Source organism: Pseudomonas sp. C6002 (assembly GCF_013385805.1).
Classification (GTDB): domain Bacteria; phylum Pseudomonadota; class Gammaproteobacteria; order Pseudomonadales; family Pseudomonadaceae; genus Aquipseudomonas.
The window spans coordinates 29,620-41,291 of record NZ_JACAPH010000021.1 but is presented as its reverse complement, the minus strand read 5'-3'; the positions used below and the strand labels follow the sequence as shown (position 1 = coordinate 41,291).

Genomic DNA, 11,672 nt, shown 5'->3' with positions numbered 1-11,672 from the left:
CAATTTACCCATCGCCAGGCGTGAGGAATAAGAACATCGACAGCTAAGGTTATGCGCTGACTCAATAGCGCATTTCCACCGCCACATAAGCCCCAATCCCATCCCCTGGATACAACGACGCCGTATCCTGCCCCTTCGCGTCATACAACGGCTGCACCGCCGTCACGTATTTCTGATTGGTCAGGTTCTTCAAATCCAGCGACACCTTCCAGTCCTTGCTCGGCGTTTCATACCCCACGTTCGCCCCGAAGATCGTGTAGGAGGGCGCATAGAAGCTGTTCGCATAGTCCACCGCCGTACGCGAAGCCGATTGCACATTCACCCCGGTATAGAAGCCCGCTGGGTGCTGATACTGCACTTCGCCCTGATAGATATGCTTCGGAATCCCCGGCAGTTGGTTGTCGCCGAAGGTCGGGTCGTGGCGGTAGTAGAAGTCGTTATAGGTATACACCTGGCGCAGGGTGATTTTTTCACCCGAGGTGTTTTCCCACAGGCGTGTATTCAAGCCGGCCTCGATCCCTTGGTGGATCGTCGGCGTGGCGTTGAATGCACCGGTGACCGCAGCAGCCGTGGAGGTGGCCGGGATGATCTGCACGTTGAGCAATTCATCTTTCACCCATGAGCGGTAGAGCGCCAGGCTGCCGTCGAAGATGCCCGACGAACCCTTGATCCCGACTTCCACGGTATTGGCTTTCTGTTCCACCAGCGGCCGTACGTACGGCGTGGTCGGCCCGGAGCCGGAGTATTCCCACGACGCCGGTGGGTCGACGGAGCGGCTGACGTTGGCAAACACTTGCAGTTGTGGGTTGAACTCGTAACGCACGCCCACTCGCGGTGCCAGGCTCCAGTTGTCGTAGGTCACATCGCTCGGGTAGGTGGTGGTGTTGGCCACCAGGGCTTCCTTGACGTCGGCATGGCGGCGCACGTTGATCGCCGAGACGCCACTGGTCAGCCACAGGCCGTCTACCAGTTCCAGGTCGTTGCCCACGGAGAGCACGTGATCGAACGAGGAGCTGTAGTCGACGAACTTGCGCGTCTGTTTGTTGGCGAAGGTGGAGTCGACCTGGCCCTTGAGGTGCTCGGTGGAGGTGAAGGCCAGGCTGGAGCGGCTTTCGTGGCCGAACAGGGTGTCGCGGCGGTCGTAGTTGATCACCGCGCTCAGGTCATGCCAGTCCCAGTAGCTGGGGTTGCTCGGGCTGTTCGGGCTGTTGTTGTGGGCGTACTGGTAGTAGACGAAACCCACCGACAGGGTGGCGTCGTCCTCAAAGGTGTAGGTGGTCTTGCTGCCCAGCCATACGCTGCCGGGGCGACGGCTGCCGGCGCCGCTGCTTTCGGCGGTGGCACTGGCACGGTCGGAATGGTGCTTGACCGCATCCAGGGTGGTGGCGCTCGGGTCGTTGTGGAACTCGTCGCGGTAACGCAGCATCACCCGGGTTTCGAGTTGCGGGCTGAAGCGGTAGCCAAAGTTGGCCACCACGCCCTGGCTCTTCGACAGGCTGTAGTCGCGGTAGCCGTCGCTGCGGTAGTTGTCGGCATTCAGGTAGTAATCGAACGCACCCTCGACGCCGCCGACGCTCAGGCTTTGCTTGTTGTAGCCGTAGCTCCCGGTTTCCGCCCGCACCCGCAGGCCGGGTGCGGTGTAGCCGGTCTGGTTGACGAAGTTGATGGCGCCGCCAAGGCTCAGTGCGCCGTACTGGAAGGCGTTGGCCCCCCGCAGGATTTCGGTGTAGTTCACCCCCGAGCCGTTGAGGAATTCGTAGGGTGTGCCGCCCGGGCCGGTGATCGGCAGGCCGTCGAACAGGAACTTGATGCCCTCACGGAAATACCCCGGCGAGGTGTTGGCGCCCGAGCCACGAATGGAGATCTTGGCCGCGTCGTTTCCGCCGGTGGACTGCACGAACACGCCCGGCTGATAGGCGAGGGTGTCCTGCAAGGTGGCGGTGCGTCCCTTGGCCACTTGTTCGCTGTCGACCACGCTGGTGCCGCCTGGCACTTCGGACAGCTGACTTTTGGCTGCCTCAACGGGCGTGATTTTTTGTGCCTCTACTGTCACCGTCTTTAGCCGTGTTCCGGTCGTCGGTGTGACCTCATCATCTGCCTGCACACTGGCGGAAAAAACCAGGGCTGAGCCCAGCCCTACCATCGCCAGCCAAGTTGCTTGCCGCACGGCAAGTGTCAACTTTTGCAACTCTCCCCGAAAGATTGGATCCATTAAGCGTGTTCCTTGTGAATAGATAAAAGAGCCCCAGCTTTCTATTCGAATAGTCATGCCTGTTTCGCTCTGAGCAGTTTCTATGCCAAGACTATTGGCCAAGGAATACGTGCGCTTAGTTAAGGTTAAGTGTTCTGCGGGATACTTTGTTTTGAATCGGTGTTTGATTCTCAACAGTCAACTTTAATGGCTGGGATTGCTGCAGCTGTCGCGAACGCAACAGTTGATAAGCAGTGTGTAAGGCTACCAACAATCCCGGGGTGTATAACGGGTATAACCATATAAGTGTTTGGCAGTGTTCGCCCCGTTTTACAAGGGTTTTGCGCCGGTTTCATGGTCAATATGGCGTTTCTTGAAGACTGGCATGCTCACTGCATTACATCCCGTAATTGCAAACTTTCAGTGTTCATCGAGTTCCTCTAAGGAAGTGTCATTGACAACCATCCTGAAACTTTCGGCGGTTATTTCACTGTGCCTGGCAGTCAATGCCTGCTCACCGGCTGCGGCACCGAAACATGAAACGTCTGCGGCTGATGGCACGGTCACCAACGGTGTAGTGACTTATTCGGCGACGGACTTTCATGAGTCGTCACCGGGGCGCAGTGGCGGAACTTTGCGCGTCTCAGCCGCCTCCGACGCCGGCAGTTTCGATGTTCATGCACTGTCTAACGGCAACATCCAGTGGATGGGCCGGATTCTCTTCGATTGCCTGGTGTACCAGGACGAGCAGGGCAATATCAGCCCGTGGCTGGCCCGCTCCTGGGACATCTCCGACGACGGCAAGACCTACACCTTTCACCTGCGCGACGACGTGACCTTCAGCGACGGCGAGAAATTCAATGCCCAGGCGCTGCAAACCAACCTGGAACACATGCGCGACCCGGCGACCAAGTCCCCACTGGCCGCGGCCTATATCGCGCCGTACCTGGATGGCAAGGTCATCGACGACTACACCTTCGAAGCCCATTTGCGCGAACCCTATACGCCGTTCCTGGATGTGCTGGCGCAGTCCTGGCTGAGCATGATCTCCCCCAGGCAGATTCGCGAGGCGCCGAAGACCATCGCCGAGCACCCCATCGGCAGCGGGCCGTTTACGTTGCAGAGCTACACCCGTGACCAGGGCGCGGTGTTCATCAAGCGCCCCGGCTATAACTGGGCGCCACCGGTGACGCGCCACGCGGGCGAGGCCTACCTGGACCGTATCGAACTGAGCTACGTCCCCGAAGCCATGATCCGCTTCACGGCGCTAGAGTCCGGCCAGTCGGATTTCGCGCTTGATGCACCGGCCCAGAATGCCGCCGCCATCCGTGCCAACCCGAGCCTGGTGATGCGCAGCCGGATCCGCAAAGGCAACCCGAGCCGCAGCATGACCTTCAACGTCGAACAGCCACCGTTCGACGATGTACGGGTGCGTCGCGCAGTGGCCAAGGCCATTGACCGCGAAGGGTTGGCGTGGATTTCCGGCTTCGGCGAATACATCGCCAAGGCGGATTTCCTGGCGGCCAACACCCGGTTTTATCAACCCAACAACGACGCCCTGGCCTACGACGTGAAAGCCGCCAATGCGCTGCTGGACGAGGCCGGCTGGGCCGGGCGCGATGCCCAGGGCTATCGAACCAAGGACGGGCAGCGCCTGAAGGCAACGATGCTGTCCTATGACAACCCGGCGTTTCCCGCCAGCGTTTCGGTGGCCATCCAGGCCGACCTGAAAAAAGTCGGCTTCGAGATGCCCATCGAAATGCTGCCGCTGACCCGCGTGACCGAGAAACGCTACGCCGGGAAATTCCAGGCGCTAGCGGGTGGTTACTGGCACACCAACACACCCGATGGCCTGTTCGTGCTCTATCACAGCCAGGCCATCAGCACCGACAAGATCATCGGCCAGAACGTCGGGCGCTTCCGTGATGCCGAGCTCGACCGCGTGCTCAGCGCCGCCCGCCAATCCCGCGACCCGGTGCAATTGCAGGCGCTCTATGGCGAAGCACAAAAACGCCTGACCGAAACCGTCCCGGCGGTGCCTTCGGTGGAAAGCCAGGTGCTCACTGCGTATGGCCGGCAGGTCCAGGGGGTGATTTTCGATACCTCCCACAACGTACCGTTCTTCACCAGCATCTGGCTGGACCGGGGGCAACCATGAGCCTGTTCAAATCCATCGCCTGGCGCCTGCTGGCGGGCATTGGCGTGCTGTGGGGCGCGGCGACGCTGACGTTCCTCGCGGTCAATTTCAGCGGCGGTGACACGGCGCTGGCAATCCTCGGCGGGCCGGATTCGATGCCCACCCCGGAGCTGCTGGCCCGGGTGCGTGCCGAGTACGGCCTGGACCAACCCCTCATCGTGCAATACGGCAATTACCTGGTGCGCCTGGCCCATGGCGACCTGGGCGAGTCCTATCGCTTGCGCATCCCGGTGCAGCAGGCGATTGCCGAGCAGATCGGTGCAACCATTCAACTGTCCCTGAGCGCGGCGTTGCTGGCGGTGGTATTGGCCCTGGTGTGCGCGATCCTCACCGCCAACCGTTCGCGTTGGGTGCGTTCAGCCGTTTCAGGCAGCGAGCTGGTGCTGTCTTCAGCACCTTCGTTTGTGATCGGGATGCTGTTGTTGCTGGTGTTTTCGTTTCATTGGCACTGGTTGCCGCCCTCCGGCTCCGTTGGCTGGCGCTCATTGATCCTGCCCTCGATCGCGCTGGCGTTGCCGGTGGCGGCAGTGCTGACCCAGCTGCTGCGCCAGTCCCTGGAAGACACCCTCGAACAACCCTTTATTGCCATGGCCCGTGCCCGTGGCTTGTCCGAAACCGCTGTGCGCCTGCGTCATGCCTTGCGCCATGCGCTGGTGCCGTTGGTGACCCTGGCCGGGTTCGTGTTCGCCAGCCTGCTGGGCGGCGCGGTGGTGGTGGAATTGCTGTTTGCACGCCAGGGCATCGGGCGCTTGATGCTCGATGCCACCAGCAACAAAGACGTGCCGGTGGTGCTGGGCGTGACCTTGCTGGCCGCCACCGTCTATGTGCTGGTGAACCTGGCCGTCGATTTGATCAACCGCTGGATTGACCCTCGGGCCAACCAAGCGTGAGTGCCTTTGAAGAAGGAAAAACCATGAGTGCTTCGATCCCCGCTGAAGTGAGTTATGCCGACTTGCACCAGCGTTTCGCTGACGTATTTGCCCGGATAGCCGACACCGCCGTCGCCCGCGAGCAGCAACGCGAGCTGGCCCATGACGCGGTGGCTTGGCTGCGCGAGGCCGGCTTTGGCGCACTGCGTGTGCCGCAGGCCTTGGACGGCCTGGGTGCAAGCCTGCCGCAGCTGTTTCGCCTGTTGATTGAACTGGGAGAGGCCGATTCAAACCTGCCGCAGATCGTGCGCGCGCATTTCGGTTTCGTCGAAGGCCGGCTTTCCAGTCGCGACAGCGCTTCCCAGGATTACTGGTTCGCCAAAGTCGTCGACGGCGAGTTGTGGGGCGCCGCGATGGCCGAGCGCACCGACACCACCCGCAATTCGGTGACCCTCAGCGCGGTCTACTCCGGCTGGCAGCTGGACGGCGAGAAGTACTACTGCACCGGCACGCTGTACGCCAACTGGATCGCCGCCGTGGCCCTGGATGGCGAAGATTTTGTCAGCCTGGCGGTACGCACCGACGCCCCAGGTGTCACCGTCGAGGATGACTGGGACGGCTTTGGCCAGCGACTCACCGGCAGCGGCACCACCCGCTTCAAGGCGGTGAACGTACCGGAGCAGCATATTGTGCGGCGCTTCAAGAAAGACGAACTGCGCGCCGAGTCCTACCTGAGCGCTTTCTACCAGTTGTTCCACCTGGCGACCCTGGCCGGCATCGCCAACGCCGTGCTGCGTGACGCCACCGAGTTCGTCAAGGGCCGCACCCGCGCGTTTGGTGTGCCGGGGCAATCGAGCCCCAAGGATGACCCGCTGGTGCAGCGGGTGATCGGCCGCTTGTCGAGCCTGGCCTATGCCGCACGCACCCAGGTGCTGGCCGTCGCCGAGGTGCTGCAGGACGTGCACGAAGCGGAGCAGGGCGGGCACGCAACCGAACAGCATTACACCGAGGCCGAGATTCGCGCTTTTCAGGCGCAACAGATCGTGCTGGAACAGGTACTGGAAGCCACCACGCTGCTGTTCGAAGTCGGCGGCGCCTCCGCCACCAGCGAGTCGCGTCGCTTCGACCGGCATTGGCGCAACGCGCGAACCCTGGCCTCCCACAACCCGGCGATCTTTCGCGAACGGGCACTGGGCAACTACTACCTCAATGACGTCACCCCGAACGCCGCCTGGCGCAGCCTGCAAGCCGCCGACGCCGAGCAGCAGGCCGCCCGCGACGAAGCGAGTGCGGTATGAGCCATCAACCCTTGAAGAAAAAAGGATCACCCATGCGTTACCGCCAACTGGGCAACAGCGACATCCAAGTCAGCGTGCTGGGCCTCGGCACCATGACCTGGGGCCACCAGAACACCGAAAACGATGCCCATCAACAGATCGACCTGGCACTGGCCGAAGGTATCAATTTCATCGACACCGCCGAGATGTACCCCACGCCCACCAAGGCCGAAACCTGGCGCACCACCGAGCGTTACATCGGCAGCTGGCTGGCGGCCAGTGGTCGACGTGACGAGGTGATCCTGGCCAGCAAAATCGCCGGCCCGGCCCGTGACCCCAGCAGCCAGCAGCACATCCGCGACGGCCTCAGCCGCCACGACCGGCGCAACATCGTCCAAGCCCTCGACGGCAGCCTCAAACGCCTGAACACCGACTACCTCGACCTGTACCAACTGCACTGGCCCGACCGCACCACCAACATCTTCGGCCAGCGCGAATACCCGTATCAGGCAGACACCCAGAGCGTCGCCATCGAGGAAACCCTGGCGGTGCTGGCCGATCAGGTCAAGGCCGGGAAGGTGCGCCACATCGGGGTTTCCAATGAAACCCCGTGGGGCGTCGCCGAGTTTCTCAAGCAAAGCGAACGCCTCGGCCTGCCGCGCATTGCCAGCGTGCAAAACCCCTACAGCCTGCTTAACCGCCTGTACGAAGGCGGCCTCTCGGAGTTCACCCATCGCGAAGGCGTCGGGCTGCTGGCGTACTCGCCGCTGGCCTTCGGTGCGCTCACCGGCAAGTACCTCGGCGGCGCACGGCCCGAGGGCTCGCGGCTGTCGGCGGTGTACCGCACTTTCAATCGCTACGACAGTGCCTCGGCCCAGGAGGCCATCACCGGCTACGTGGAGATTGCCCGGCAACATGGCCTCACCCCGGCCCAACTGGCCCTGGCCTTCATCATCGACAAACCCTTCGTCACCAGCGCACTGACCGGGCAAACCAGCCTGGCGCAATTGCGCGACAACCTCGGCGCGCTGGACGTGACTCTTGGCGATGAGATCAAGGCGCAGATCCAGGCCATCCACCAGCGCATTCCCAACCCCGCGCCCTAGCACCAGGAGCCTGGCATGACGCAAACCATTGAAACGTTGATCGGCAATCGCCCGTTGCGTCTTGTCGGGTTTACCCAACTGCGGCCGGGTCTGTTGCTCGCCGGGGTATTTGTCGGGCTGTTGCTGTTGGCCGCCGTTGTTCCGCAATGGCTGGCCCCGTATGACCCGCTGGAGGCGTCGGCGCGCATGGCGTTCCAGGCGCCGAGCAATGTGCATTGGCTGGGCACTGATGAGAACGGGCGCGATGTGCTCAGCCGATTGATTTATGGCGTGCGTTCGTCGCTGTTCATGGGCCTCGCAGCTACGGCGCTGGGCCTGGCCTGGGGCACCTTGCTCGGGTTGATCGCCGGGCTCGGTCCGCGTTGGCTGGACGGCGCCTTGATGCGCGGGATCGACGTGTTGCTGTCGTTTCCCGACCTGTTGCTGGCGCTGGTGATCATCACGTTTTTCGGCCAGGGCACGGCCAATCTGATTCTCGCGATAGGCATTGCCGGTGTGCCGCGTTATGCGCGCCTGGTGCGGGCGCAAACCCTCAGCGTACGTAATGCCGGCTATGTCGAATCCGCCGTCACCCTCGGCCAATCGCAGCTGGCGGTGGTGCTGCGGCACATCCTGCCCAATGCGTTCAAGCCCGTGTTGATCCTCGCCACCATCGGCATCGGCGGCGCGATCACTGCCGGTGCCGCCTTGAGTTTCCTCGGCTTCGGCGCACCGCCGCCTGCGCCGGAGTGGGGCGGGATGATGTCCATCGGGCGCAGCTTCCTGGCCAACGCGCCGTGGCTGGTGGCCTGGCCCGCCCTGATCATCACCCTGACCGTTGTCTCCATCAGTGCCATCGGCCGCGAACTCTTGCGCCGCAGCGAAGGAAAGCCTCTATGACGATGAACATCCATACCCTCGGTCCGCTGGTCGATATCCGCGACCTGACAGTACGTTTCGGCCAGGCCGAGCCAGTGTTGCACGGTGTCAGTCTGCAGTTGAGCCGGGGTGAATGCCTCGCGCTGGTGGGGGAGTCGGGGTCCGGAAAAAGCGTCACCGCCCGCACCCTGGCTGGCCTCACCGGCAAGGACGCCCATGTCCAGGCTGCCAAGCTGGCCTTCCAGGGCGTCGACCTGCGCCAGCTCAACGAGCGGGCCTGGCAGCAACTGCGCGGCGCGAGCATCGGCTTTGTGATGCAGGACGCGTTGGGCGCGCTGGACCCGCTGCGCCGCGTCGGTGCCGAGATCGAAGAACCGTTGCACCTGCACACCGCATTGGGCCTGGAAGCGCGCCGCCTGCGGGTGCTGGAACTGCTGCGGGATGTCGGTGTGCCGGAACCGGAACTGCGCGCCAGCCAATACCCCTGGCAACTTTCCGGCGGCTTGCGCCAGCGGGCGCTGATCGCCTCGGCTATTGCCTGCAATCCGCGGCTGATCATTGCCGATGAACCCACCACGGCACTGGATGCCACGGTGCAGGCCCAAGTCATCGCCCTGCTGGAGAGCCTGCGCGGTGAAGACAATGCACTGCTGATGGTCAGCCACGACCTGTCGGTGGTCTCGCGCCTGGCCGATCGCGTGGCTGTGATGCGCCACGGGGTGATCGTGGAGGAGGGCAGCACCGAACAGGTCCTGCAAGACCCGCGTCATCCGTATACCCAACTGCTGCTGCGGGCCGCCAAGGCCGTGCACTTCCAGCCCACGCGCCGACTGCTCACGGCGGTGGAGCCCGAGCCGGCGCCCCAGGGCGAAATACTGCTTGAAGCACGCGAGCTGTCCAAAACCTTTGTCGGCCCCGACGGCAAAACCCGCACGGTGCTGAACCAGGTGTCGCTACAGCTGCGTCGCGGCGAGACGCTGGGGGTGGTGGGCGAATCGGGTTGCGGCAAGACCACCTTGACCCGGCTGATACTCGGCCTGGAAACCGCCGATGCCGGCGAGGTGTGGATCAATGGCCAGCGCTGGTCCGACCTCGACACCAGGCAAAAACGCGAAGCCCGGCGTGCGGTGCAAGTGGTGTTCCAGGACCCGCTCAGCTCCTTCGACCCACGCTACACCGTGCAGCGTGTGCTGTTCGAAGCGCTGGTGGTGGCTGGCGTACCGCGTCATGCCCGGCGCGACCGTGCCCTGGAACTGCTGGAACTGGTACGCCTTGATGCCAGCGTCTTGTCGCGCCGGCCGATCGAACTTTCCGGTGGCCAGCGCCAGCGCATCGCGATTGCCCGAGCGTTGGCGTCCGAGCCGCAGATCCTGATCTGCGATGAACCGGTGTCGGCGCTCGACGTGTCGGTACAGGCACAGATTCTCGAACTGCTCGACGACCTCAAGCGCCGCCTCGGCCTGGCCTGCCTGTTCATTTCCCATGACCTCGGCGTGATCAACCACGTCAGTGAGCGCGTGCTGGTGATGAAGGCCGGTGAAGTGGTGGAGTCCGGCTCGGTACGCGCGGTGTTCGACCGTCCGGCCCATGCCTATACCCGCGCGCTGATCGATGCGATCCCGACCCTTGAAACCGACTACACGCCGATCCCGTTCTACCTGAATGTAGCGATCTGACGTATTGGAAAACGTATCTACGAAAGGAGTGCTCCTGGTGCCCAAGCAACTGCACGTGAATTTGTTTGAGATGAACTGCGTCAGCCACATCGTCCATGGTTTGTGGGTGCACCCGGACAACAACCGGCACCGTTTCAATGACCTGGACTATTGGACCGAGCTGGCGCAGTTGCTGGAATACGGCACCTTTGACGGCGTGTTCCTGGCCGATGTGATTGGCACCTATGACCGCTTTCGCGACGGCCCCGAGACCTCGCTGCGTGAGGGCATGCAGATTCCCAGCAACGACCCGCTGCTGGTGATTCCGGCGATGGCCGGGGTGACCAAGAACCTGGGTTTCGGCGCGACCTTTTCCACCACCTACGAACCGCCGTTCGCGTTTGCGCGGCGCATGAGTACCCTCGATCACCTGACCAAGGGGCGGGTGGGCTGGAACATCGTCACCTCGTATTTGCCGAATGCGGCGCGCAACTTCGGGCATGACACTGAGGTGGTTCACGATCACCGCTACGAGATCGCCGATGAATACCTCGACGTGCTGTACAAGCTTTGGGAAGGTTCCTGGGACGATGACGCGGTGATTGTCGACCGTGAGCGTCGGATCTACACCGATCCGGACAAGGTGCGCTATATCAACCACGTGGGGGAGCACTTCAAGGTTGCCGGCCCACACTTGTGCCAGCCTTCGCGGCAGCGTACGCCGGTGTTGTTTCAGGCTACGGGGTCACCGGCCGGGATCGAGTTTGCCGGGCGGCATGCCGAAGTGGTGTTTACCGGTGGTAATGATGCGCCGGCGGTGCGGGCGAATATCCAGGCGATGCGGCAGAAGGCGGTTGAGCATGATCGCGATCCGGCGGGGTTGAAGTTTATTGTGATGGCGGGGGTGATCGTTGGGCGGACGGATGAGGAGGTGAGTGCCAAGCTCGACAGTTATCGCAAGTTGGTGAGTGTCGAGGCGTCGCTGGCTCACGGGCAGTCGGCGATTGATTTGACGGCGTATCCGCGGGATACGTTGATCAGTGATCTGGTGAGTCGGCAGGTCAAGGGGTGGGAGAGTTTGAGCCGGTACAAGGCGGACTCCACTGTTGGGGCGGTATTGGCGCAGCTGGGTGGGTTTAATCGCGAGCGGTTTTTTGTCGCGGGTACGCCGACGGTGGTGGCGGACGCGATTGAGAAATGGCTGGATGAGGATGGGATCGACGGGATTAACCTGAGGCAGTATTTGTCGTTTGAGACGGCGCGGGACTTTATTGAATTGGTGGTGCCGGAGTTGCGTCGTCGGGGGCGGTTTCGTGAGCGGTACAACGAGGGGGAGACGTTGCGGGAGCGGTTGTTTGGGGCTGGGCGGGCGCGGTTGCCGGGGGACCACTTTGGGGCGCGTTATCGGGATCCGGCGGCGTTGCTTCAGGCTGCTTTGCCGTTGCGGTTTCCGGCGTGAGTTGAGAGTACATATCCGTTATTTAGGTAACGGCGGCCTATGGTTTCGCTCTTACAGCGA

The 11,672-nt window shown here is 62.6% G+C and carries 8 protein-coding genes; 7 read left to right on the top strand and 1 reads right to left on the bottom strand.

What is annotated here, in order from left to right; genetic code table 11:
- Positions 1–61: 61 nt before the first annotated feature.
- Positions 62–2,212 carry a TonB-dependent receptor gene (locus HX817_RS14010; protein ID WP_177040399.1) on the bottom strand — a complete coding sequence of 717 codons (2,151 nt, stop codon included), beginning with the start codon at positions 2,210–2,212 and terminating at the stop codon, positions 62–64.
- A 433-nt stretch (positions 2,213–2,645) separates the two neighbouring features.
- Here HX817_RS14010 and HX817_RS14005 point away from each other — a divergent pair, with 433 nt between their 5' ends.
- The 7 genes from HX817_RS14005 to HX817_RS13975 are packed head-to-tail and all read left to right on the top strand — an operon-like array spanning position 2,646 to position 11,612.
- Positions 2,646–4,349 (top strand): ABC transporter substrate-binding protein, encoded by a 1,704-nt coding sequence (locus HX817_RS14005; RefSeq protein WP_177040398.1) that lies wholly within the window; start codon positions 2,646–2,648, stop codon positions 4,347–4,349.
- A complete protein-coding gene (locus HX817_RS14000) occupies positions 4,346–5,278 on the top strand; it encodes an ABC transporter permease (protein ID WP_008431773.1) in 933 nt (310 codons plus the stop codon). The genes HX817_RS14005 and HX817_RS14000 overlap by 4 nt, the downstream gene beginning before the upstream one ends.
- Before the next feature lie 23 nt (positions 5,279–5,301).
- Positions 5,302–6,555 carry an acyl-CoA dehydrogenase family protein gene (locus tag HX817_RS13995; protein WP_177040397.1) on the top strand — a complete coding sequence of 418 codons (1,254 nt, stop codon included), beginning with the start codon at positions 5,302–5,304 and terminating at the stop codon, positions 6,553–6,555.
- Between the two features lie 32 nt (positions 6,556–6,587).
- Positions 6,588–7,640: an NADP(H)-dependent aldo-keto reductase gene (locus tag HX817_RS13990; protein ID WP_177023200.1), complete on the top strand. Its 1,053-nt coding sequence runs from the start codon at positions 6,588–6,590 to the stop codon at positions 7,638–7,640.
- A gap of 15 nt (positions 7,641–7,655) precedes the next feature.
- Positions 7,656–8,519 carry an ABC transporter permease gene (locus HX817_RS13985; RefSeq protein WP_003219920.1) on the top strand — a complete coding sequence of 288 codons (864 nt, stop codon included), beginning with the start codon at positions 7,656–7,658 and terminating at the stop codon, positions 8,517–8,519.
- Positions 8,516–10,174 carry an ABC transporter ATP-binding protein gene (locus tag HX817_RS13980; protein ID WP_177023201.1) on the top strand — a complete coding sequence of 553 codons (1,659 nt, stop codon included), beginning with the start codon at positions 8,516–8,518 and terminating at the stop codon, positions 10,172–10,174. Before HX817_RS13985 ends, HX817_RS13980 begins: the two co-directional genes overlap by 4 nt.
- A 37-nt stretch (positions 10,175–10,211) precedes the next feature.
- On the top strand, positions 10,212–11,612 hold the full coding sequence (locus tag HX817_RS13975; RefSeq protein ID WP_102368598.1) for an LLM class flavin-dependent oxidoreductase: 1,401 nt from the start codon (positions 10,212–10,214) through the stop codon (positions 11,610–11,612).
- Positions 11,613–11,672: the final 60 nt, after the last annotated feature.